Source organism: Kitasatospora sp. NPDC004799 (assembly GCF_040609095.1).
In the GTDB taxonomy this organism is placed as follows: Bacteria; Actinomycetota; Actinomycetes; order Streptomycetales; family Streptomycetaceae; genus Kitasatospora.
On sequence record NZ_JBEXJK010000017.1, the window covers coordinates 25,373 to 48,358 of the forward strand.

23 protein-coding genes and 1 pseudogene are annotated in these 22,986 nt (G+C 72.8%); 8 read left to right on the plus strand and 16 right to left on the minus strand.

Annotation, left to right across the window (positions count from 1 at the left end; genetic code table 11):
* Positions 1-37: 37 nt before the first annotated feature.
* Positions 38-2,083, minus strand: a complete 2,046-nt coding sequence (locus ABZW03_RS04215; protein ID WP_355251928.1) for a transglycosylase domain-containing protein — start codon at positions 2,081-2,083, stop codon at positions 38-40.
* 288 nt (positions 2,084-2,371) lie between these two features.
* Between ABZW03_RS04215 and ABZW03_RS04220 the strand changes: the two genes are divergently transcribed.
* Positions 2,372-3,499 (plus strand): hypothetical protein, encoded by a 1,128-nt coding sequence (locus ABZW03_RS04220; RefSeq protein ID WP_355251931.1) that lies wholly within the window; start codon positions 2,372-2,374, stop codon positions 3,497-3,499.
* A gap of 214 nt (positions 3,500-3,713) precedes the next feature.
* The gene (locus ABZW03_RS04225) at positions 3,714-4,220 is read left to right on the plus strand and encodes an N-acetyltransferase (protein WP_355251934.1); all 507 of its coding nucleotides are present in this window, start codon (positions 3,714-3,716) and stop codon (positions 4,218-4,220) included.
* A gap of 113 nt (positions 4,221-4,333) precedes the next feature.
* On the opposite strand, the gene ABZW03_RS04230 is transcribed toward ABZW03_RS04225, so the two are convergent.
* The 9 genes and pseudogenes from ABZW03_RS04230 to ABZW03_RS04270 all read right to left on the minus strand — a co-directional run bounded on the left by ABZW03_RS04230 (position 4,334) and on the right by ABZW03_RS04270 (position 11,361).
* Positions 4,334-5,233, minus strand: coding sequence for a Gfo/Idh/MocA family oxidoreductase (locus ABZW03_RS04230; RefSeq protein ID WP_355251937.1), 900 nt, complete (start codon positions 5,231-5,233; stop codon positions 4,334-4,336).
* Between the two features lie 78 nt (positions 5,234-5,311).
* A complete protein-coding gene (locus tag ABZW03_RS04235; protein ID WP_355251940.1) occupies positions 5,312-5,983 on the minus strand; it encodes an O-methyltransferase in 672 nt (223 codons plus the stop codon).
* 149 nt (positions 5,984-6,132) lie between these two features.
* Positions 6,133-6,798, minus strand: a complete 666-nt coding sequence (locus tag ABZW03_RS04240; RefSeq protein ID WP_355251943.1) for a DedA family protein — start codon at positions 6,796-6,798, stop codon at positions 6,133-6,135.
* 202 nt (positions 6,799-7,000) lie between these two features.
* Complete coding sequence (locus ABZW03_RS04245) at positions 7,001-7,816, minus strand: class I SAM-dependent methyltransferase (RefSeq protein WP_355251945.1); 816 nt, start codon at positions 7,814-7,816, stop codon at positions 7,001-7,003.
* A gap of 172 nt (positions 7,817-7,988) precedes the next feature.
* Positions 7,989-8,528, minus strand: coding sequence for a hypothetical protein (locus ABZW03_RS04250; RefSeq protein WP_355251987.1), 540 nt, complete (start codon positions 8,526-8,528; stop codon positions 7,989-7,991).
* Between the two features lie 433 nt (positions 8,529-8,961).
* Positions 8,962-9,186, minus strand: coding sequence for a hypothetical protein (locus ABZW03_RS04255; RefSeq protein ID WP_355251948.1), 225 nt, complete (start codon positions 9,184-9,186; stop codon positions 8,962-8,964).
* A 59-nt stretch (positions 9,187-9,245) separates the two neighbouring features.
* Positions 9,246-9,539, minus strand: a pseudogene (locus tag ABZW03_RS04260) (IS1380 family transposase); the annotation flags it as partial.
* A 202-nt stretch (positions 9,540-9,741) separates the two neighbouring features.
* A complete protein-coding gene (locus ABZW03_RS04265; RefSeq protein WP_355251951.1) occupies positions 9,742-10,257 on the minus strand; it encodes a GNAT family N-acetyltransferase in 516 nt (171 codons plus the stop codon).
* A gap of 753 nt (positions 10,258-11,010) precedes the next feature.
* Positions 11,011-11,361: a DoxX family protein gene (locus tag ABZW03_RS04270; protein ID WP_355251954.1), complete on the minus strand. Its 351-nt coding sequence runs from the start codon at positions 11,359-11,361 to the stop codon at positions 11,011-11,013.
* 96 nt (positions 11,362-11,457) lie between these two features.
* Between ABZW03_RS04270 and ABZW03_RS04275 the strand changes: the two genes are divergently transcribed.
* Entirely contained in the window at positions 11,458-11,850 is a 393-nt protein-coding gene (locus tag ABZW03_RS04275; protein WP_355251957.1) for a helix-turn-helix domain-containing protein, read from the plus strand.
* Positions 11,851-12,192: 342 nt separating this feature from the next.
* On the opposite strand, the gene ABZW03_RS04280 is transcribed toward ABZW03_RS04275, so the two are convergent.
* Positions 12,193-12,612 carry a hypothetical protein gene (locus ABZW03_RS04280; protein ID WP_355251960.1) on the minus strand — a complete coding sequence of 140 codons (420 nt, stop codon included), beginning with the start codon at positions 12,610-12,612 and terminating at the stop codon, positions 12,193-12,195.
* Between the two features lie 211 nt (positions 12,613-12,823).
* Between ABZW03_RS04280 and ABZW03_RS04285 the strand changes: the two genes are divergently transcribed.
* The 4 genes from ABZW03_RS04285 (at position 12,824) to ABZW03_RS04300 (ending at position 15,095) form a co-directional block, all read left to right on the plus strand.
* Positions 12,824-13,315 (plus strand): VOC family protein, encoded by a 492-nt coding sequence (locus ABZW03_RS04285; protein WP_355251963.1) that lies wholly within the window; start codon positions 12,824-12,826, stop codon positions 13,313-13,315.
* 174 nt (positions 13,316-13,489) lie between these two features.
* Positions 13,490-13,660, plus strand: a complete 171-nt coding sequence (locus ABZW03_RS04290) for a hypothetical protein (RefSeq protein ID WP_355251966.1) — start codon at positions 13,490-13,492, stop codon at positions 13,658-13,660.
* Positions 13,661-13,843: 183 nt separating this feature from the next.
* Positions 13,844-14,248 carry a Rid family hydrolase gene (locus ABZW03_RS04295; protein WP_355251970.1) on the plus strand — a complete coding sequence of 135 codons (405 nt, stop codon included), beginning with the start codon at positions 13,844-13,846 and terminating at the stop codon, positions 14,246-14,248.
* A gap of 400 nt (positions 14,249-14,648) precedes the next feature.
* Positions 14,649-15,095 carry a hypothetical protein gene (locus tag ABZW03_RS04300; protein WP_355251973.1) on the plus strand — a complete coding sequence of 149 codons (447 nt, stop codon included), beginning with the start codon at positions 14,649-14,651 and terminating at the stop codon, positions 15,093-15,095.
* Between the two features lie 172 nt (positions 15,096-15,267).
* Here ABZW03_RS04300 and ABZW03_RS04305 read toward each other — a convergent pair whose 3' ends face one another.
* The 3 genes from ABZW03_RS04305 to ABZW03_RS04315 form a co-directional block, all read right to left on the minus strand.
* Positions 15,268-16,062: a fused MFS/spermidine synthase gene (locus ABZW03_RS04305; RefSeq protein ID WP_355251990.1), complete on the minus strand. Its 795-nt coding sequence runs from the start codon at positions 16,060-16,062 to the stop codon at positions 15,268-15,270.
* A gap of 71 nt (positions 16,063-16,133) precedes the next feature.
* Positions 16,134-17,105, minus strand: coding sequence for an alpha/beta hydrolase (locus ABZW03_RS04310; RefSeq protein WP_355251976.1), 972 nt, complete (start codon positions 17,103-17,105; stop codon positions 16,134-16,136).
* A gap of 18 nt (positions 17,106-17,123) precedes the next feature.
* Complete coding sequence (locus ABZW03_RS04315; RefSeq protein WP_355251978.1) at positions 17,124-19,439, minus strand: tetratricopeptide repeat protein; 2,316 nt, start codon at positions 19,437-19,439, stop codon at positions 17,124-17,126.
* Between the two features lie 96 nt (positions 19,440-19,535).
* On the opposite strand from ABZW03_RS04315, the gene ABZW03_RS04320 reads away from it, so the two are divergent.
* Entirely contained in the window at positions 19,536-20,939 is a 1,404-nt protein-coding gene (locus ABZW03_RS04320; RefSeq protein WP_355251981.1) for a selenium-binding protein SBP56-related protein, read from the plus strand.
* Positions 20,940-20,976: 37 nt separating this feature from the next.
* Here ABZW03_RS04320 and ABZW03_RS04325 read toward each other — a convergent pair whose 3' ends face one another.
* Together ABZW03_RS04325 and ABZW03_RS04330 are read right to left on the minus strand one after the other, a co-directional pair.
* Positions 20,977-22,245, minus strand: coding sequence for a globin domain-containing protein (locus tag ABZW03_RS04325; RefSeq protein ID WP_355251984.1), 1,269 nt, complete (start codon positions 22,243-22,245; stop codon positions 20,977-20,979).
* Between the two features lie 309 nt (positions 22,246-22,554).
* Positions 22,555-22,983, minus strand: a complete 429-nt coding sequence (locus ABZW03_RS04330) for a DUF6114 domain-containing protein (RefSeq protein ID WP_355251993.1) — start codon at positions 22,981-22,983, stop codon at positions 22,555-22,557.
* Positions 22,984-22,986: the final 3 nt, after the last annotated feature.

Below are 22,986 nucleotides of genomic sequence, written 5' to 3' on the forward strand. Positions count from 1 at the left end.
CTCACCGGGGGGATCGTGCGCACGGCCGCGCGGCGGGCTACCGGGCGGAGGTGGCCTTGAGGTAGGTGGACCAGATCCGGGTCGGCACGGCGGCGTCGGAGGTGTCGGGGGTGGCGCCGCCCAGGCCTTCCAGGGAGAGCAGCTTCATGTCCTTCAGGTCCGCGCGGAAGACGGTGACCGCCGTCGAGAGCTGCCCGTCGTAGCCGACGAACCAGCCCGCCGTGCGGTCGGTGGTGGTGCCGGGCTTGCCGGCCAGGTTCGGGCCCGCGTCCGCGACGGACCTGGCGGCGCCGTCGCGGACCGAGCCCTTGAGCGCCGCGTCCACCTCGCCCGCGACCGCCGGGGTCAGCGCCTGGACGGCGGTCGGCAGGCGCAGCGGGAGCTGGGCGCCGTTGCGGGAGACCTTGAGCACCGAGTACGGGTCGGTGTGGCTGCCGCCCTCCGCGAAGGCGGCGTACGCGTCGGCGGCGCGGACGGCGCTGGGGGTGGAGTTGCCGACGCCGAGGGCCGGGACGAGTTCGCCCAGGCTGGTGGGGAGCACGCCGAGGTCGGTGGCGGTCTTCTGCACCCGGTCCAGGCCGACGTCCATGCCGAGCTGCATCAGCGGCCCGTTGACGGACTGCTCGAGCGCGCTCCGCAGGGTGATCGTGCCCCAGCTCCGCTTGCCGTCGTTGGCGGTCTTGACGATCTTCCCGTCCCGTCCCCAGTACGGCCCCTCCGGGGTCATCACGTTGACCCCGTCGTCGCCGTTGTAGGTGGTGCCGGCCGTCACCGGGGTGCGCTTGCCGCCCCGCTGGCGCTGCGTCCCCTCGCCGAGCGCGGCGGCGTACACCACCGGCGTGAAGGCCGAACCGATCGGCACGGTGGTGGTGTTGGCGTTGTTGAAGCCCTGTTTCAGGTAGTCGGGGCCGCCGTGGAGCGCGACGATCCGCCCGTCCGGGGCCACCGACGCGGCGCCGACCTTCAGGAACCGGTCGGCCTCCCGGTTGTCCGGGTCGATCCCCGCGGTGCCCTCCCGCACGGCGGCGGCCAGGGCGTCGACCCTCGGCTTCTCGAAGGTGGTGCGGATCTGGTAGCCGCCGAGGTCGAACTGGGCCGGGGTGATGTCGCTGTGGCTCTCCACGTACGCGCGGGCCATGTCGACCAGGTACCCGATCTGGCCGCTCAGCCCCGCCGACTTCGGCTGCGGCCGGGGCTCGGGGAACACCGTGTACCGGGCGCGCTCGGCGGCGGAGAGCTTGCCGATCTCCACCATCCGGTCCAGGGTCCAGGACCAGCGCTCCTCGGCCCGCTTCCGGTTCTCCGGGCCGATCGCCGGGTCGTACTGCCCGGCCCCCTTCAACACCGAGGCCAGGAAGGCGCCTTCACTCGGGTCGAGCTGGGAGACGTCCTTGCCGTAGTACGCCGCCGCGGCCCGCTCGATGCCGTAACTGCCGCGCCCGAACCAGCTGGTGTTCAGGTAGCCGGCGAAGATCTCCTGCTTGGTCATCCGGTCGTCCAGCTTGACGGCGATGACGATCTCGCTGAGCTTGCGGGAGACGTCCTGGCGCTGGTTCAGGTAGATGTTCTTGACGTACTGCTGGGTGATCGTCGAACCGCCCTGGGTGTCGCCGCCCGTCACCATCTGGACGACGGCGCGGCCGATGCCCGTCACGGAGATGCCCGGATCGCTGTAGAAGGTCTCGTTCTCGGCCGCCAGCACCGCCCACCGCACCGGCTCCGGCACCTGGTCGAGCGGCACGTCCTGCCGGTTGGTCGGGCCGATCCGCGCCATCTCGGTGCCGTCGGCCCAGTAGTAGACGTTGTTCTGCTGGGTGGCGAAGGAGTTCAGGTCCTCCGGGACGGCGGTGGTGACGTAGAACCAGACCATCCACCCCGTCAGCGCCGCCGCGCCCGTCCCGGCCACCAGCAGCAGCTGCCGCCAGGACGGGAGCCAACGGCGGACCCCGCGCCGTCCGCCGCGCGGGTAGTCGATCCGCCGCGACGGGCGCCGCCCCCGTAACGGCCTCCGGCGCAGCGGAAAGCGCCACCGCCGGCGCCCGGGCTGCCCGTCCTCGGCCCCGCCGTCCTGCTCAGCACGCACCGTCCGGTCTCCGATTCGCTCGTGGGACTGATCCTCCGTACACAAGACGCGGTGAGAACATCAGTACGTACGCCTGGCTTCGGTGTGATCGTGGTCATACTCCGGACGACCGGCGGGTCCGCGGACGGGAGGACGCACGGGACGGCGGGCGGGGCGACGGGCGGGGCGACGGCCCGGCAGCGGACGGGACGACGAGCGGGCCCGCGGCGGGACGACGGGCGCCCGATGGACGGCCGACCGGGCGGAAACCGGTCCCCCGCACCCCCGGCGTACCGCCAGAATGGCGCCATGAGGATGATCCAGACCGCGCTCGGCGCGCTGCTGCTCCTGCTGGTCGTCGGCAGCATCCTGCGCACGCTGGTCGTTCCGCGCGGGCTCTACTCGGCACTGGTGATGCGGCTCTGGCGGGTGCTGCGCACGCTGCTGCGGCTGTCCGCCGCCCCGGTCGGCGGCTACCGCGCGCAGGACCGGGCGCTCACCTGGCTGGCGCCGCTGGTCCTGCTGGGCATGCTCGGGGTGTGGCTCGGCTGCATGCTGACCGCCTACACCCTGCTGCTGCACGGCACCTCCGAACTCAGCTGGTCGGTGGCCGTGCGCGAGGCCGGGTCCAGCCTGTTCACCCTCGGCTTCGCCAGCGGCGAGCGGCTGCACCTCTCCGCGATCGACTTCATGGCGGCCGCCAGCGGCCCGCTGGTCATCGCCCTGCAGATCTCCTACCTGCCGACCCTCTACGCCGCCTACCAGCGCCGCGAGACCGAGGTGACGCTGCTCCAGTCCCGGGCCGGCGAGCCCGCCTGGGGCCCCGAACTGCTGGCCCGCCAGTCCCTGGTGGACACCGAGACCGCGCTCCCCCAGCTCTACCGGGACTGGGAGCGGCTGGCCGCCGACATCGGCGAGAGCCACTCCAACTACCCGGTGCTGCTCTCCTTCCGCTCCCCCCAGCCCAACCGCAGCTGGGTGGTCGGGCTGATCGCCGTGCTGGACGCCGCCGCCCTGCACCTGGCGCTCTGCCCGCGCTCGGCCCCGCCCGAGGCCCGGCTGGTGCTCCGGGCCGGCTTCACCGCGCTGCGCGACATCGCCCGCTCACTGCGGATCGACTTCGACGCGGACCCGGACCCGGACGTCCCGATCCGGCTGACCTACGCCGAGTACCTGGGCGCCGTCGCGATGATCACCGCGGCCGGCTTCCCGCACGAGCGCCCGGTCGAGGAGGCCTGGGCGCACTTCCACGGCTGGCGGGTCAACTACGAGGCGCTGGCGTACGAACTGGCCCGCCGCAGCGACGCCGTCCCGGCGCTGTGGACCGGCCCGCGCGACTTCCACGCCCCGGTCATCCCGCCGGCCCGCCCCACCGACCGCCGCCCGTCCACCACCCCGCCCCCGCTGCCCCCGGCGCCCGGGCTGCCGTCGGCCTGAGCGAACCGGGTACACTCGTCCGCAGTTCGTACCGTGCAGGAAGCAGAGGAAGAGGGAGGTGGGGTTGATGACCGCGCTCACGGCCGCCGTGCGCAGCGTCCGGGTCTCCCTCACGTCCCGGGCCGCGGCCTGACCTCCTCCTGTCCCGCCTCGCCGGGAGCGTGAGCTCGCGAGGTCCGTACGAACACTCCTCAGGAACGGATCCCCGTCCACCATGCGCAACTGGAACACGCGTGCCGAGACCGGCACCGACGTCCCGACCATCCGCGACATCGATCTCGCCGCCTTCGGGAGGCCCGCCGAGGCCGACCTCGTCGACGCGCTGCGCGCCGACACCTCCTGGATCGATGGCCTGTCCCTCGTCGCCACCGACGAGCACGGCACCGCCGTCGGCCACGCCCTGCTGACCCGCTGCCACATCGGCGACGTCCCGGCCCTGTGCCTGGCCCCGTGCGCCGTGCTCCCGGCGTACCAGCGCACCGGAGCGGGTTCGGCGGCCGTCCGTGCCGCCCTCGACGCGGCACGCGGCCTGGGCGAGCGTCACGTCGTCGTCCTCGGCCACCCGGAGTACTACCCGCGGTTCGGCTTCACCCGCGCCTCCGCCCACGGCATCGGCCTGACCGTCGAGGTCCCGGACGAGGCGCTGATGGCCCTCGCCCTGGACGCCGATCACCCGCTGCCCGCGGGCACCGTCCGCTACGCCGCGCCGTTCGGCATCTGACGTCGGCATCCGACGGACGACGCCGGGCGGGGCACGTGGGTGCCCCGCCCGGCGTCCTGCCAGGTGATCGGACCGGTGTCACCTACCGGCGCGGCCCCCTGGCTGGAGGGCTCTCAGACGTCCACCGTGGCACCGGTGGCCAGCGAGCGTTCGGCGGCGGCCAGGATCTCCACCACCCGCAGGCCGAAGTCCGCCCCGCAGGGGTGCGGCTCGCCGGAGGCGGCCGAGGCCTGGAGGGCGTCCAGCGCCCGGTGCAGCGCCGCGACCGGGCCCTCGCCGCGCGGGGGCAGCTGCACCACGCCGTGCTCGCCGCGCAGCTCCATGCCCGTCCCGCCCGCCGCGAGCGGCGCGGTCAGGCTGAGCGCGAGCGTGCTGGAGGCGCCGCCGGCGTGCCGCACCACCAGGTGCACGCTGTCCAGCGGACCGGCCGCCGCCGTCACCCGGGTCGCGTCGCCCAGCACCGGCAGCAGCACGGACAGCGCGTGCGGGCCGACGTCCCACAGCGCGCCCTTCTCCACTCGCCACGGCGAGGCCGCGTACGGGCTGGTGCTGCCGGGGGCGAACACCGAGCCGAGCCAGTCCGAGCGGCCGGTGTACCAGCCGCCGAGCTCCGCCTGCCGCTCGATCCACGGGATCTGGTCGCCGCCGAAGCGCACGGTGAAGAAGACCACCGAGGCGACCTTGTGCTCGCGCACCGCCTCGGCCACGGCCTCGGCGTCCGGCACGGTCAGCGCGACCGGCTTGTCCAGCAGCAGGTGGCAGCCCGCCTCGGCGGCCCGCACCGCGAGGCCCGCCTGCACGGTCGGGGGCAGCGCGATGGAGACCGCGTCCACCTCGGCCAGCAGCCGGTCGAGGTCGGCGTACCCGGGCACGCCGTGGGCGGCGCCCAGCGCCTCGGCCGCCTCCGGCCGGCGGCCCCAGACGCCGGTGAACTCCAGCCCGGGGTGCTCGGCCAGGACGGGCGCGTGCACCCGCTCCGCCCAGGGGCCGGTTCCCAGCAGTCCGATCCGCACGATGTCTCCGTTCTCCGGTGGTCGAGATCCTCGGGGTTTCCGGGATCTTCGAGATGTTCGAGTGGGTGTGCAGGGGGCTCAGCCCTGGACGCGGGCCAGGGTGAAGCCGTCGTAGCCCTTGCTGCCGACCGTCTGCACCGAGGTCGCGGTGACCCTCGGCTCGGCCGCGATCAGCTCGTGCAGCGCCCGGGTGCCGATCACCGCCGGGTCGGTGCTGTTCGCGTCGGCCACCGCGCCGCCGCGCACCACGTTGTCGACGATGATCAGCGAGCCCGGCCGGGTCAGCTGGAGCGCCCGGCGGAAGTACTCCGGGTTGCCCGGCTTGTCGGCGTCGATGAAGACCAGGTCGAAGGGCTCCACGCCCTGCTCCACCAGCGCGGCCAGCGAGTCGGCGGCCCGGCCCGCCCGTACCTCGGCGACCCCGGCCAGGCCGGCGGCCGCCAGGTTGTCCCGGGCGACCTCGGCGTGCCGGGGGTTCAGCTCCAGGGTCAGCAGGGTGCCGTCCCCGGGCAGCGCCCGGGCCAGCCAGATCGCGCTGTAGCCGCCGAGCGTCCCGACCTCCAGGATCCGCTTCGCGCCCTGGGTCAGGGCCAGCAGGTGGAGCAGCTTGCCCTGGTTGGGGGCCACCGCGATCTTCGGCAGCCCGGCCGCGTCGGCGGCGGCCGTGGCGCGCTCCAGGACCGGGTCAGGCCCGACCAGCTGCTCGGAGAAGTACGCGTCCACGGCGTCCCAGGTCGGCTGCAAAGACATCGGGCCCTCCGGAGTGCAAGATCGGCAGGTACTCGGCCGATGCTACTCCGAGGGCCCGAGGGCTCCACGACGGCGGTTGTGGACGAACGACCGGGGAGCGGCCGCCCGAACGGTCGGGAGACCGACCTGGCGTCCGCCCGTCCGAACGGTCAGTCGGCGACCGGCTCCTTGACCGCGGCGGCGGCCTTGGCCGCCTCCTCCGCCTCCATCTTGGCGTGCGTCTTGGCGGCGCGGCGCTTCATGATCCAGGCCGAGGCCAGGCCGATCACCAGGGCCGCGCCCAGGCCCGCCCAGGAGAACCGGGCCAGCCAGGGCTCGATGCTCTTGCCGACCTTGTAGACCAGCAGCGTCGTGCCGCCGGCCCAGATGATGCCGCCCAGCACGTTGGCGATCAGGAACTTCCAGTACGGCATCTTCAGCGCGCCCGCCAGCGGACCGGCGAAGATGCGCAGCAGGGCGATGAACCGGCCGAAGAAGACCGCCCACATGCCCCACTTCTGGAACGAGCGCTCGGCGGTGGCCAGGTGCGAGGGCCCGAAGTGCTTGGGGAACTTGCGCCCCAGCTTCTCGAAGAGCGGCTTGCCCCCCTTGCGCCCGATCGAGTAGCCGATCGAGTCGCCGATGATCGCGCCGGCGATCGCGACGAGGGCGACGCCCCACGGGCTCACCACACCCTTGACCGCCATCAGGGACGCCGTGACCAGGGCGATCTCGCCGGGCAACGGGATGCCCAGCGATTCCAGCCCGATGATCAGACCGACCACGGCGTAAACCGCCGTCGGCGGAATCCCCTCGATCCAGGCGTCGATGTGCAAGGCCAGTCCCTCCGTGGCTGGACGGGACCGGCCGCGCTCCCCCTGGAGCAGCGTGCCCGTCCCGTCGGTTCGTCCGATGGCGGCACCCAGGCCGCTCCCCCCGGAGCGAGCCTAACGTGCCGGGCGGCCTGTCCCCCCGGCCGATCACCCGTGGTTACGACGTACGCCCCGCAGCCATGGTTCCAGGTTGACCAGCGTTTCTTCAAGATTCGGCAAAACGCAGCGCGACCACGGACGGGCGCTGCTTGATCCGGCGCGCGAGCGGTAGCAGGGCGCTCACCGGCCAACGCCCGCCCTCCGGGTACACCTCGCGCAGGTCGGTGACCCCGGGGTGCGCGGAGGCCAGCCCGCCGCGCTCGTCCGCGTCCATCCCGAACGGCATCGGCGGCGCCTGGTAGTGCCGGTCCCGCAGCTTGCCCTCGACGGCCCGCCGGCTGAACCAGCGCGGCACCGCGTCCAGCACCATGGCCCCGCCGGGGAAGCGCTCGGCGCAGGCCGCGATCAGGGCGCGCACCTCCGGCGGCCGCAGGTACATCAGCAGCCCCTCGGCGCTCAGCAGCACCCCGTTCGACGGGTCCACCTCGTCCATCCAGCCCGGGTCGGTGACCGAGTGGGCGACGATCCGGTGCCGCTCGTCCGGCGGCAGCAGCCGCCGCCGCAGTGCGACGGTGTCCGGCAGGTCCACCGACAGCCAGCTCGCCCGCCCGTTGTCGACCCGCCAGGCCTGGGTCTCCAGCCCGTCCCCGAGCCCGACCACGGTGCCGCGCGGGCAGCGGGTCAGGAAGTCCGCCACCTCGCGGTCGAAGCAGGCCGCCCGCAGCCCCTGGAGCTGGCTGACCAGCGCGTTCCTCCCGAACCGCGCCGCGAAGGGGTAGTCGATCCGGTCCACCAGCTCGACCGCCTTCGGGTCCGGCAGCACGGTGTCCGGCCGCCGCGCCTCCAGCGCCCGGTGCCACAGCGTCCACAGCGCCGTCTCCGGTACCTGCCCCAGCTCCGGCCGCTCCCCGCCGCCACTCATCGCTCGCTCCTTCGGACGTGGTCCCGCGGCGTCGCCGTCGCGGTCCCGTCGCGGTCCCGCGTTCCTGTCGCGTTCCCGTCGCGTTCCCGTGGTGGGCATGAACCCGCCGATTCTGACACCCCGTCCGCACCTCCCCTCCCGCCGACGCGCCGACCGCCGGAAGGGGCGACGGTCAGCCCAGCCCGTCCGCCCAGTCCGCCAGCCGCTCGAAGTCCGCCACCGTCAGCCCGGCTTTCGGATCGACGCGGTGCAGCAGCGCCGGCCCGCTGTGACGGGCCCCGACCCACGCCCGGTCCGCGTCCGTGACCAGGTCGTCGACCCACGCGAACGGCCGCCCCCGCGCCCAGGCGACGACGTCCGGGGTCTTCCAGAACACCCCGCCCTCCGGCTCGATCCGCGGCTCGGACCAGGCGATGTACGGCAGTTCGGGCAACCCCAGCAGGGGCGCGATGAAACCGTTCGCCTCCTCCTGCCAGGTAGTCGCCCACACCAGATCGAAGGGCAGCGCGGCGAGGGCCGGCCCGTGCGCCGGGTTGAGCCAGAGCCGCAACGGCTTCGGCGGCTTGTGCGGAAGGCCCCACGCGGCGAGCCGACGGCGCTCGGCCGCCTCCCACCGCGGCGTCATCATCCGGTGGGTCTCGTACCCCTCCGGCCGCCGGTACGGCTTCGCCGCACACGGATTCAGCGGCCCGTCGACATCCACCAGCAGCAACGGCCGCACCGGACCACCCCCTCACTCGTCCCCACACGCTACCGACCGCCCCGGGCAGGGCCCAACGGATTTCCGTGCCCCGCGTTCGATCCGGACCGCCCGGAGACCGACACCCCCGCCGACCGCTCGCGCTTCGTGGACAAGGCGTCGGAGAAGAATCCGGGACGCCAAGGCCACGACGAGGCCGCCGAGGGGGCGCCGAACCGGAAGACCGCGCTGGGGCTGACCACCGACGGATACCGCTCGGGTGGCAGGTGGTGACCGTGAAGAGGCACGCACAGCCGTACCTGAACGCGAAGGGCGACGGCGCGGAGCGGCCTGGAAGCCGCCGAAGGAGGAGGAGGAGAAGCCCGGGGTGAACGCGTCCTGAAACGCACCATGGCCCCCGGTCAGCACTGTACGAGCAGCACCGGCCGGGGGCCTTGGCGTCGGGTCAGGTGGGCAGGATGCGGAGCAGGGCCAACGCGAGGCGGCGGGTGCGGCCGATCTCGGCCAGCAGCTCCACCGCGTGGTCGGGCACCTCGGGCGACGCCAGGAGCGTCCTCGCGTCGGAGGTGCTGAGGTACTGGGTCAACAGGTACTCGCCGTTACAGCGGTCGGCCTGGAGACTGCGCAGGGCGACTTCGGCGATCACCCGAGAACGGTCGGGCTCGCTCATGCGAGCCATCCAACCACTGCGACGTTCACCACCCGAGGCTTTCGATGTCGGTGGCGAGGACGAATGCGATCAGCACCGCGAACGCCTGCTCCGCGGTGCTGCCGGTGATGCCGTACCCGCACAAGGGCGTCGCCCGCGAGCTCGGCGACCCAGGCACCGTCGCGCACGTCGCCGTCGAGTTCGACGGCCGGCGTCCAGGCCGAGGCCGGGACCTGCAGGGCGGCCTGGTGGACGGCGTCGCTGATGACCGTCCCGAGTGGGAGGGACAGCCACCGGCCGCGCCGAGTGGGCCAGTTGAGGAACTCGTGGGTGCCACCGGCGGAGTCGGCGCGGATCAGCGTTCGCCGTCCTCGAGACCGCCCCCTCACCGTCGCCCCGGACGTGGACAAGCGGATACCACCCACTACGCTTCTTCGCCCGGAGAGCACCTCTTCCCCTGTGCCGATCGGACCCTAGACAAGCCCTATCGTTGCAGGTCAGAGGTGCTCTCCGTTTTTTGGTCAAGACCTGGACGGTCCCGCGCGCGAAAGCCCGAGGCTGGTTGACGCGTGGGAATCAACGACCGTTCAGTGGCTTGCGGCAGGTCTGGACGTCCAGAACCATCGTGTCCGAGTTGCCGCTGCGCCCGACTCGGGTGAAGCCGAGGGTGGTGTAGAGGTGCAGGGCGGGGTTGCCGTCCTCGACGCTCAGGCTGAGTCGAGCGACCGGGGACGGTCCCTTGGCGGCGACCTGGATCAGCGCTTCCATCAGGGCCCGGCCGTACCCGCGGCCGCGGTATTCGGGCAACAGGCCGAGGCTGAGCTCGGGAACGTCCGGAGCGACGAAGCCGTATCCGGGCTCACTCTCAGGGAGGTACCGCGCCCAGGCCGCACCGATCGGTTCGCCGGCGTCGGTCTGTGCGATGACCCCGAAGTCGTCCCTGCGGGGCCAGCCGACGAGGTAACGCGCGGCATGCGGCTCAGCGGCGAGCTGTTGGGCGGTGAATCGCTGCTCGCCGCTCCAGTTGTATGCCTCCAGCAGGATGCGCCAGAGGAAGTCGGCATCGCCGGCGACGGCGGGGCGGACGGACATTGACAGCTTTCGGGTCGGGGGCGATACGGGCCGACCGACGATAGGTCCCCGTCTGCAGATCGGCAAGGAGTTTTGTCGCGCGACACCTGCAGCACCGTCCGCGGCCGCCAGAGAGTCCCGGAACCTCCCGGAGCCGCCTCAACCGACGACCACCGCCTACTTGTCTTCCCCCAGGAGTGAAGTCCCCTTACTGACCATCAGGAACCAGGAGTGCCCATCGCACCAGGCCAAGAGCACTTCGGGACGTGCCGGCCACACTCAGGTGCGCGGACTCATGAAAGCGCGAGGTCAGTGACCGGCCTCCCGAAGGGCCTTGCCTTGAGCGGGTCGGCCAGGGCGAGGCGGACGAACCCGTACCCGGCGAGCGCGGGCACGACGGGGCCCAGCGCGGTCGGCGCCGCGACGACGGCCGACCGTGCTCGTACGGGGTTCTCGGTGATCCAGGTCTTCAGTTCTTCGATGGTGCGCAGCCCTTCAGACGTACAACGGCGTCGATCAGTGCGGTGCCTCCGGCGAGCAGCGCGAACGCCCTCGCTCGACGGCGGGGTTCCGCCCGGGCGAACCGGCCCGCCACCTTGCCCGTCAGGCCCTCGAATACCGATTGCCACCCGAGCAGGATCTACGCCGTGGCCCACGGCCACCAGCTGATCTTCGTTTGTCGACACAACTCACGATGATCAACGGTGGCCGTCCTCATCGGAGACCAACCTCACTCAGCACGGTCAAGGCCGGCGTCAGACTGGCTGTCCGCGGTCAGAGGGTGGCAGCACGCAGCACGATCAGGGCGACGGAGGCCATGGTGAGGACCACCGCCGGAGACGCGCCCTTGCGGTCGCCGACGCGCAGGTGGAAGACGACCGCCCCAGCGAAATAGAGCGTCAGGCCGATCGCGGCGGCGATTCCGACGGGTGCCCACCAGAGTCCGGCTATCACACCGGCCGCGCCCGCGATCTGAGCGCCGATCAGGAAAGCCATCATCCTCTGCGGCACTCCGAGGGTGGACATCTGCTCGGTGATGTGCCGCGTCCGCAGCGACTTGGCCCCGGCCGATACCAGGAGAAGCGCCGACATGACCACGGTGACGACGGCGAGGGAGACGAACATGGCTGAAACCTCAATCGTGCGAAGTGCGGGTAAGGGGGCGTGCGCACCTCTCCGACGATAGGCGGCCAACAGGTACCTCCAGGTAACCTTCGGGGCATGAGCCTCCGACCCGGAATTGCCTTCCTCGCCGACTGTCCCGCTCTCCTGGCCATGGAGATCATCGCCAGCAAGTGGTCCATGGTCACGCTCTTCGCGCTGACCGACGGCCCGTTGCGCCACGGTGAGTTGGTCGAGCTGAGCGGTGGCATTTCGCGCAAGGTACTGACCCAGACGTTGCGCCGGCTCCAAGCCAACGGGCTCGTCGAGCGGCACGCGTACGCCGAGGCGCCGCCGCGCGTGGAGTACGCCCTGACCGATCTCGGGCGAACCCTGGAGGAGCCCATCAGGATGCTCACCGCATGGGCGCGGGAGAACGGCGAGGCGGTCGTCACCTTCCGGGAAGCAGCCGAGGCGGCCGGGACCATCGAGGCGGATCGGGCGACCCGGTGAAGCCCCCTCATGTCGACGAGAACCCGAGCCGCTTCTGATCATTAGAAGAGGCCGGCCCTGTAGACCCTGCCGTCGCCGCAGACCTGGCCATCCTCGTGATCGGGGCCCTGCTGCAAGAGGCCAACGACGGCCGTCGCCTCAGGGTCAAGCCCCTGGTCCTGAGGGAGCTCCCGCCACCAGACCCAGGACGGTCAGCGAACCCGCTGGTGTCCCGGACTCGGACTCCCCCGGCGCCGGTGCACGCGAGAGTCGGACCCCTCCCTCTCCGGCCCCCACGCCCCCGCCCGTCGGCGGGGCGACAACGACATGCACAACCGACAGGCCCGCGGCGCGCCGTCCGGGTCAGTGCCCCTCGCTGACCCCGAAGACGCCGCTCTTCCAGTACACGGACGGCTCCTCGGCACCGCTCGGCCAGTCGCTCTGCAGATGGCGGCGGCCGTGTCCCAGGGCCCCCACCTGGTGCGGGCTCAACCGCCCCGCCACCAGGTCGTCCGCCTCGGCGTCCGTGATCGGCAGCACGGTGCGGTACTGCGCGTCCTGCGAGGCGACCCAGTCGACGTACTCGGTGAACACGCTCACGAAGGCCTGCGAGCACAGGCCGCACCGCTGAACAGAGACGATGAAATGAGAGTCGTCCCGAATCATGTTCTCGAACCGAACCCCGTCGCGGTTGTGGTGGTGCGCCAGCGCCACCGCGGTGTCCTCGGCGCAGCACGCCACGCACCCGAAACCCGCACGGTCACTACCGTCCTGCGAACCCATGGATCCCCCACACCTCAGCCGTCCCTGACCGGCCCCCACCCTAACAACCCACTGTGAGGCCCGGCCGCTGAATTAACGGGCACCGCGGCCCTCCGAGGTGCGCGATCGGCGGACGCCGGGAGAATGGGGAGCGGACCGGTTCTCCAGTGCCCCCGCCCCGCCCCGCCCGCCCCGACCACCGGGCCGCGGGGCGCGAACGAGAGGGATGGCCATGGCCGTTTCCAGCACCCCGATGAACCTCACCCGGGCCGCCCATGTCGGCATCTCGGTCTCCGACCTGGACGCGTCGATCGCGTTCTACACGGCCCTCACCGGACGGGAGCCCGTCGCGGAGGGGACCATGCACAGCGCGCCGTTCGGCCGGTCGCAGGGGCTGCCCGTCGCGAAGCTGCGGTACGCCACGATCAACCTGGACAACAGCCTCGGCATCGACCTCATCCAGTTCCAGGAACCGGTCGGCGAGCGGACCAACGGGGTGGCCAACCGGCCCGGCTCGATGCACCTGTGCCTGCGGGTCGACGACTTCGACGCCGTGTACCGGCGGATGAAGGAGGCCGGCTACGAATTCCTCGGCGAGGACTACACCTTCATCGAGGGCGAGGTCACCCCGGACGCGGCCCTCGGCACCCGGGTCGCCTACTTCAACGACCCGGACGGCACCAACCTGGAGATCATCCGCCCCCAGGGCGGCTTCGCCAGCTGAGGGGCCAGGGCCCCCGAGCGCGCCGAAAGGTGATCGAGCCGGCCATCAAGGCCGGGTTCCTCCGCCGGGAGGAGAACGGCGACGTCGTGGCCACCGCCGACGGCCGCGCCATGCTCACCATCCGGCGGCTCCACCGCCGACCTGCGGGCCGGCACCCCTGCGGATCACCGGATCATGAAGAAGCAGCTCCTCCTTGCCGACAGCAGTGAACTTGCGCTCAGCCTTCACCACGGCGTCGAGCTGGGCGGCGCGGGCGAGCATCGACGCAGCGATGTCGATCAGCGCGGGGTCGGTCGGGTGGGGCCGGTGCCGGAGTGCCAGGTGCCGGACGCCGTTTGGCGTTGAATCCCACCGGAAGAGGCCGTACATGGGGCAGCGCACGCGGGCCGAGAAGTCAATTCTGTGCCCCCGGAGAACACCTCGACTTCACCACCGGACAAGTGCCGCCTGCGCGAGCCGCTAACTTCTCCGGGCAAGGGGGTCTTTCCACAAGGGACGGCCCCGCGAACCGCCCCAAGGGAGTGAGTCATGAGTTCTCAGGCGAAGGAATTCGGTTTCGGCATGCCATGGGAATCGATGTACGGGTACAGCCAGGCCGTCCAGGTCGGTGACACGGTCTACGTGTCAGGCCAGCTGTCTCATGATCGTCTCGGCAACTTCATCGGGACCGGCGACTTCGAGTTGCAGTTCCAAACCTCGCTGGAGAACCTGGACCTGGTACTGGATCAGTTCGGGGCCGAGCGCGGCCAGGTGGTGGAGACCACTGTGCTGGTGAGGAACCTGCGGGAGAACTTCGAATCGACCGCACGCCTCCACGCGGAGTACTTCGGAAAGCATCGCCCTGCCAGCACGGTCATGGGGATCTCCGACTTGGCGCTGCCCGATCAGCTCGTGGAGATCGCCGCGCTCGTCCGTCTGGACATCGAGCCGTAAAAGCCGGCAAAGGCATTGGGCGCGCCGGTGCAGTTCGTCCCCGCGTTGCCGGAGCCGGCCGCTCAAGCCGGCTCCGGCAACGTGGGTGCCAGGGGGCGCCGTACGCGGCCAGGGCAGGGGTAGGGCTCGCAGGCACGTCCGGCAGCCGGAACCGGCGATGGTGGCGAGCGGGCGGGCGACCCGATCGGCGAATTTCGGCATGGCGGCCATCGAAATACCCCATCGGAATCGAATGCTCGAATTCATCTCGAATGCATTGTCGAGACCGAAAGTAGGATCGAACGCTTCGCGCCATCATCAGGCTTGATGAAGTAATCCCGCGTGCAGGCCCTGCGCTTGTGGTGGAGTGGGATCTCGAAATTCCCTTTATCAGGTCAGACCGAAAGCGAAAGAGGGCCCCATGCCTCCGATCCCGATCAAGCCCGGCATCTACAAGATCCACGCCCACATCATCGGTCCGAGTTCGCTGGTGACGGCGACCGAGTACGCCGTCAAGCACGGTGCCCCCGTCATCGTCGACCGCTTCAACCCCCTCCCGATCGAGCAGGAGTGGGTCATCGAGCCCGCCGAGCCGGTGCCGGGGGCGCCCTACGTCGTCCGGCTCGCCGCCCACGACGCTGCCGGTCTCGTGATCGCCGAGGACAGGCTCTTCGTCAACACCGTCCCCCGCCCCGAGCTGGCGAAGTTCACCTTCGAGGCGGTTCTGGGAGGCGTCAAGATCCTCGCGGAGAAGGGCCTCGCCGCGCGCGCCGGCCACCGCGGGGCGCAGATCGAGTTCACCGAGCCCAAGCCCGAGTTCCAGGAGACCTGGACGCTGGAGTACGTGCGCCCGGTCGACGAGGAATAGGTCGACGGTCGAAAGCAGCGCGGCAGTCCCGCGGTGGCGCCCGGTCTTCAGCGACCGGGCGCCGCTTTGCTCCGACCCGCCCCCGGATCAGGCCGTCCGCACGGCCGGCGGCCGGCGACCAGGTCGAACACCGGGGGCCGTGGTCGCCGCGTCCGCGCCGACGGTGCCGGGCTCAGCCGATGCTGAAGGCGCCGTCGGGTGGGGGCGGGGAGTCGGTGGCCTCGGCGTCGGTGACCGGGGCGGTCCGGCCGACCAGGGCCGCCAGGTCCGCTCCCTCGGTGAGCCGGGCCGGGAAGATGTCGCCCGCAAGCAGCCGGGTCAGCTCGGCGACCGGCAGCGGCGCCGTCGAACCGGCCAGCAGGATGTTGCCGTACCGGCGGCCGCGCAGCACCGGCGCCTCCGCGACCAAGCAGACGTACGGGAACACCGCCCGCACCGTCGCCGCCTGCGCCTTGGCGAAGGCGAGCGGCGGGCCGTCCGCCAGGTTGGCCGCGTAGCAGCCGCCGGGGCGCAGCGCGGCCGCCGCCAGCCGCAGGAACTCCACCGAGGTGAGGTGGGCGGGGGTGCGCGAGCCGTGGAAGACGTCGGCGATCACCAGGTCCTGCGAGCCGGCCGGGGTCTCGGCGAGGGCCGCCCGGGCGTCGCCGACGGTCGCGGTGATGTCCGCGCCGGGTCCCTGCCAGGGCAGGTGCTCGGCGACCAGCTCCAGCAGCGGCCCGTCCACCTCGACCACCCGCTGCCGCGAGCCGGGCCGGGTGGCGGCCAGGTAGCGGGGCAGGGTGAGGGCGCCGCCGCCGAGGTGCAGCGCGTCGAGCGGCTGCCCGGCGGGAGCGACGGCGTCGGCGAGGTGGCCGAGGCGCCGGGTGTACTCGAACTCCAGGTGGGTCGGGTCGGCGAGGTCGACGTACGACTGCGGGGTGCCGTCCAGGGTGAGCAGCCAGCCGCCGTCCCGGTCGAGGTCGGGCATGAGCTTGGCGAAGCCGAGGTCGGTCCGCCGGCCGACCGGCAGAGGCTCGTCGTGCTCGTCCGGCGGGAAGGTCACGCGCGCTCCCCGACCGGCGCGACGTCGAGGTACGCGGCCAGCCAGCGGTCCAGCTCCGCGAACACCTCGGTGCGGGCCGCCTCGCCGGAGAGCACCAGGTCGTGCATGCCGCCCTCGATCCGCACGACGGTGACGTGCCGCCCCAGCCGCGGGCCCTGCGCGGCGATGTCGTCGGCGCGCAGCACGGCGTCGGCGTGGTGCAGCGCGTTGTGCCACTTGGTGGTGGAGATGGACCGGGTCGAGGCCATCAGCAGCACCGGCACGTCGATCCCCAGCCCGTGGCGCAGCCGCTGGTGGCCCTGGTGGATCGCCGCCAGCCACCCCGCGTACAGCGGGAAGCTCTCCGGGCGCTTGAGCGTGAGGTCGAAGTCCCACTCGCCCCGGTGGTCCTTGTGCAGGCTGTGGGTGTAGTGCGGGTTGAGCGCGGACGGCAGGACGCGGGTCGGCGCCATCCGCCCGAGCACCGTCAGGGGCGGCCCGCCGAGCGCGCGGACGGCCGGCCCGGTCGGCATCGACAGGAACGGCGAGTTGAGGAACAGCCCGTCCACCACGCCGCGCCCGGCCCGCCGGCCGGCCCACAGCGCGCCGATCAGCCCGCCGGTGGAGTGGCCGTTCAGCAGCAGCTGCCGGTGCCCGTCCACCTCGCGGATGATCCGGACCGCCTCGTCGATCTCCTCGTCGTACTCGGCGAGGTGGCGCACGAAGTTCGGCGACTGGTGCGGGCGCAGCGAGCGGCCGTACTTGCGCAGGTCGAGGGCGTAGAAGGAGAACCCGAGCGCGGTGTAGTGGTCCGCGAGGTTGGTCTGGAAGAAGTAGTCGTTGTACCCGTGGATGTAGAGCACGGCCCGCTCCGCCCCGGGGACCGGGCGACGGACGAGCGTCGCGCACACCGCCCCCTCGGCGTCCGGCCGAAGCGTCAGCTCCGCCGCCTCGTAGGGGGCACCCAGGATGTCTTCACGGAACTCCATGGGGCTGACTGTACTGGCTCAGCCCTGCTCTTCCGCGGCGGGAACGACCTGCTGGGATGTGATGATCGCAATGCTTTCGGAGAGCGCGTCGTAGGCGTCGGCGAAGGCGCGCTCCGCCTGCTGCCGGGCCTCCTCGGCGTCCTCGGGACGGCCGAGGTCCGTGTACACGGCGCGCAGGGCGCTCCAGGTGCTGCCCTCGCCGGTGCGGTCGCCGAGTTCCTGACAGACGGCCAGGGAGCGCCGGTGCACGTCCAGGGCCTCGTCCGGCCGCCCGGTGCGCCGCAGGGCGATGCCGAGGTTGCGCAGGCTCAGGGCCTCCCCGTGGCGGTCGCCGGCCTCCCGCATCAGCCGGCAGGCCCGCTCGTGGATCTCCACCGCCTCGCCGGCCCGGCCCGCCCGGACGAGGGTGACGCCGAGGTCGCCGAGCACCATCGCCTCGCTGTGCTTGTCACCGGTGCCGCGGCAGGTGGCCCGTGCGTGCTCGTGGGCCTCGACCGCCTCCTCGTAGCGGCCCCGGCCGCAGAGGATCTGGGCGACGTAGCCCCAGGACACGCCTTCGCCGCGCCGGTCGCCGAGCTCCCGGAAGACGGTGATCGTGCGCCGGAACGTCTCCTCGGCCTCGTCCGCCCGGCCCACGTCGAGCAGCAGGACGCCGAGGTTGGCCGACATCTGGGCCTCCCGCCGCCGGTCGCCCAGGCCGCGCACCAGGGTGAGGGCGGACCGGATCGCCTCGATGGCCGGCTGCGGCTGGTGCAGACCCGCCAGCACCTCGGCGAGGCTCGCCCGGGCCGAGGCCTCGCCCAGGGGATCGCCGAGCTCCCGGCAGATGTCGCCGGCGGCGCCGAGGGCCGCCATCGCATCCTCGAACCGGCGGGCCTTGCCCAGCGCGTAGCCGAGGTTGTGCCAGGCCACCGCTTCCTCGGACCTGATCCCGACGGCGAGGGCGGAGGCGAGCGCCGCCGTGGCCACCGTGACGGCCTCGTCGCTCCGGGACCACCGGACCAGGTGGCTGACCAGCGACGCGGACAGCCGCATGGCCACCGCGGCCTGGCCGCCCGCCGCGGCCAGGCTCACGACCTCCACCAGGGTGGCCCGTTCGCGCTCCAGCCAGGCCGCGGCCTCGGCCCCGTCCCGGAACCGGCCGGGGCCCGGGCTCCCGGGCAGCGCCTCGATCTCCTCGTCGGCGGCCACGGCCGTCTCCGCGTAGTGCACCAGCAGGCGTCGCAGGGCGCGCTCGGCGGCCGACCGGTCCCGGCCGACCTGCTCCAGGGCGTAGTCCCGCACCAGGTCGTGCAGGTACCAGCGGCCGCCGCCCGCCGACTGTTCGACCAGGGCGCTGCCGGCGAGCTGGGCGAGCCGGGGGCGGACCTCGCGGACCTTCGCGTCGGCCAGCGCGGCGGCGGCCTCGGTCGAGATGTCGGGGCCGGGGTTGAGCGCCAGCAGCCGGAACAGCTCCGCCTGCGGCTCGGTGAGCCGGCGGTGCGAGCGGTCGAGCACGACGCGGATGCCGGTCTCGCCGTCGTCCAGGAGGTCGAGCCGGGCGGCGCCGTCGGCGAGGTCCTCGGCGAGTTCCTCCGGGCGCAGGTACGGGTCGAGGACCAGCTGGGCGGCGGCGAGCCGCAGGGCGAGCGGGAGGTGGCTGCACAGCTCCGCGATCCGCCGGGCCGCCGCCCGGTCGGCCGTGACGCGGTCGTCGTCCGCGCGCGGGGCCCGTACGGCGGTGTCGAGCAGCGCCACGGCCGCCTCCGGGGCGAGCACACCCAGGCGGTGGAGGCGGGCGTCGAGGCTGGGGAGGGTCTCGCGGGAGGTGACCAGGAGGCGGTGGCGGGCGGACGGGGGCTGCAGCAGGCGGACCTGGTCGGCGGTGGAGGCGTTGTCGGCGACGACCAGGACGCCGCCGCCGTACTGGTCCAGTCGGGCGCGGTAGAGCGCGGCCCGGTTCGAAGGGTCCGGCGGGATGTGCTCCGCCGGGACGCCGAGGGCGCGCAGCAGGGTGTCCAGGGCCTGCCCGGCCTCCACCGGGGTCTCGTCGTAGCCGCGGAGGTCGACGAGGAAGGCCTCGGCGAAGTGCCCGTCCCCGAGCAGCGCGTGGCCGGCGGCGATCGCCAGCGTCGTCTTGCCGATGCCGCCGAGGCCGGTGACCGCCACCGTCGCCGGGCCGTCCGAGGTGAGCAGGGCCCGGAGTCCGGCGAGGTCGTGGTCGCGCCCGGTGAACGCGGAGGTGAGCGGCGGCAGCCCGGCGATGGTCGGCGGCCGGGCGGGGACCGTCACGTGCGCCGTGTCCGCCTGGACGACCGGGGCGTGGAAAGTCCCCCCGCGAATGCTGTTGTGCACCCCGCGAGCGTAGCCGACCGCCCCTCGTGCGCCTGCTGTGCGCCGGTGGTTGTGTGGAACGCTTCCGGGACAGACCAGGCGAGTTGGGGAGTTTGCATGCAGCACGGGCACACCGATCCGTCGCTCTACCGTTCCGCCGCCGAGGCGATCGCCGCTCCGCCGGAGAAGCTGGCGTACGTGGCCGGGTTCGACCGGTCCGGGCAGCGGCCGGACGCGTTGCTGAGCGTCGACACCGATCCGGACTCGGCGAGCTACGGGAAGGTCCTGAACTTCGCCGAACTGCCCACGCTCGGCGACGAGTTGCACCACTTCGGCTGGAACGCCTGCTCCAGCGCGCTGGCCCACGCCTGCCACCGGAACCCGGAGCGGCGCTACCTGCTGCTGCCCGGGCTGCGCTCCTCCCGGCTGCACGTGCTGGACACCCGCCCCGACCCGGTCCGCCCGCGCCTGGTGAAGACGATCGAGGCCGAGGAGCTGGCCGCCAAGGCGGGCTACTCGCGCCCGCACACCCTGCACTGCGGCCCCGACGGCGTCTTCCTCTCCTGCCTCGGCGGCGCCGACGGCGCCGACGGCCCGGGCGGGGTGGCGCTGCTCGACCACACCACCTTCGAGGTGCTGCGCGCCTGGGAGACCGAGCGCGGTCCGCAGCACTTCGCCTACGACGTCTGGTGGCACCTGGGCACCAACGTGGGCATCACCAGCGAGTGGGGCACCCCGTCGATGGTCGAGGACGGGGTGGTGCCGGAGCTGCTCCTCGGGCGCAAGTACGGCCACGCGCTGCACTTCTGGGAGCTGGACTCCGGCCGCCACCTCCAGCGGGTGGACCTCGGCGACCAGTACCAGATGGTGCTGGAGCTGCGCCCGGCGCACGATCCGCAGGCGGAGTGGGGCTTCGTCGGGGTGGTCGCCAGCGTCGAGGACCTCTCCGCCTCGGTCTGGCTCTGGTACCGGGACGGGCCGGCGTTCACCGCGCGCAAGGTGATCGAGATCCCCGCCGAGCCGGCCAAGCCGGAGGACCTGCCGCCCGCGCTGCAGCCGTTCGGCGCGGTGCCGCCGCTGGTCACCGACATCAACCTGTCGGTGGACGACCGCTGGCTGTACGTGTCCGCCTGGGGCACCGGCGAGCTGTTCCAGTACGACGTCTCGGACCCGTTCCACCCCCGGCTGGCCGGCTCGGTGCGGCTCGGCGGGATCGCCGCCCGCACCCCGCACCCGGCGGAGCCCGGCCGTCCGCTGAGCGGGGCGCCGCAGATGGTGGAGATCAGCCGGGACGGCCGGCGGCTCTACCTCACCAACTCGCTCTACGGCGCCTGGGACGACCAGTTCTACCCGGACGGCATCGAGCCCTGGATGGTCAAGCTGGACGCCGACCCGGAGGCCGGCGGGCTGAGCGTCGACGAGCGCTTCTTCCCGCACGGCGCCGACTTCCGGGGCCTGCGCGTCCACCAGACCCACCTGGCGGGCGGCGACGCCTCCTCGGACTCGTACTGCTTCCGCTGAGCAAACGCGCCCCGAAGCGGCGGCCGCCCGGTCGGCGTCAGCGGAACAGCGCCTGGTCGAACCGCACCTGCGCCGCCGGCAGCCCGGCCGCCGCCAGCCGGGTGCGGACGGAACCGACCATGCCGACCGGTCCGGTGACGCAGGCCAGGTGCTCGCGCCAGTCGCCGGCCGCCGCGACGGTGTCGGCCAGTTCGCCGACGGTGACCGGGGTGACGGTCAACCACGGTTTGTGCAGGCCGAGTTCGGCCAGCGACTGCCAGTCGTAGAGGTCCGCGCGGTCCCGGGCGCCGACGAACAGGTGGACCAGTCGGCCGGTCGGCCGGTGGGCGGCCTGCTGCTCGACGATCGCCTTCATCGGGGCGAGGCCGGTGCCTCCCGCGACCAGCAGCAGGTCGCGGGCGTCGCCGTCGGGCAGCAGGCTGCCGCGCGGCGGGCCGAGGCGCAGCCGGTCGCCGACGGCGGTGTGCTCGACCAGGGCGGCGCTGACCCCGCCGGGGGCGGTGCGGCGGACGTGGAACTCCAGCTCGTTGTCCGCGCGGGGGGCGCAGCCCATCGAGTACTGCCGCCAGGTGTGCGGCAGCGCCGGGTGCTCGACGGTGCCGTACTGCCCGGCCCGGTACGGGTACGGCTCGCCGGTGCGCACCCGCAGCACGGCGAGGTCGGGGCGGCGCCGCTCGTGGCCGGTGACCACGGCGTGCCAGTACGGGGGTTCGGTGAGCGCGGAGTCGGCGCCGGCCACCATCGCGCCGACGGCGAAGCGCAGCATCCGCACCCAGGCGCCCTCCAGCTCCTCGGTCCAGCGCTCGCCGGCCCGGTGCCGGACGGCCTCGCACAGGGCCTCCTCGAAGGCCTCGTAGTGCACCGGCCGGACGCCCAGTTTCCGGTGGTCTCGGCCGAGTTGGCGCAGCGTCCGGTCCAGGTCGGCCGGGCGGTCGAGGTGGTCGATCAGGTGGTGGAAGATCCGTTCCAGGTGGAGCTGCTGGAACTCCATCGAGGCGGGGAAGAGCGGTCGCAGGTACGGGCGGCGGTCGAACATCACCGCGTAGAGGTGGTCGATCAGCTCCGCAAGCGGGGAGATCAGGTCGAGGTCGCGCCGGATCAGGTGCTGGTCGGCGGCACCGTCGTAGCCGCCGCCCTCGCCGTACGCGCCGTACGCGCCGTACCCGAAGTCGCCGCCGTCCGCGGAGGACGGGGCGAGGAGCCGGCGGCGCAGGCGCATGGCGTGGTGGCGGGCGATGAGACGGTCGTACTCGGCGGTGGCGGTGGCGGTGCCGTTGGCGAGGTGCGTGCTGCTGCTGTTGTCCATGTCATGCCCAGTCAACTGCGGGGCCGCCGAACGCGAGAAGGGCCGATCGCCCCGGAGAGACCCAGGACCTTCGACCCCTTGCGTCGGTGCCTTCCGACCGGGACGGTTTCCGGCCACCGCGGCCGGGCGGGGACGCGCGGGACGGCAGGACGGTGCCCCGCGCCCCGGTGCTCTCCCACCACCAGGACCCGGGGCACCGCCGTCGGACTCCTCACCCGTCGGGCGTCCGCCCGTCAGGCCGCTGCCCGCCAAGGCCCGGCCCGCCAGGCCGCTGCCCACCAGGCCCGAGGCCCGTCGGACCAGGGCCCGTCAGACTCCCGCCCGGCGCGCCTCCCGGCGTTCCAGCCGCCGCTGCCGGCCCTGGCGCAGCGGCTGGTCGGGCAGCCACCCGAAGGTGACGCAGGCGCCGACCACCCCGAGCAGCATCCCGATCACGAAGCCGCCCAGGTTGGAGGTGACCCAGCTGCCCAGCGAGGCCAGCAGGGCGAGGATGGAGTAGAACAGCCGCTGCGCCGGGTTGAACAGGATCAGCAGGCCGCACAGCACCATCACCGCCGGCACCAGGTACCCCGCCAGCCCCTGCATCCCGATGTGCAGGATGACGGGCAGCGGGGCCTTCAGGGTGAACAGGATCTCGGCGCCGCCGAGCGTCACCAGCAGCCCGCCCCAGAACGGTCGCCTGCCCCGCCAGTCGCGCTTGACCGGGCGTGCGGCGGGCTCGGCGGCGGGTGCCGCCACGGC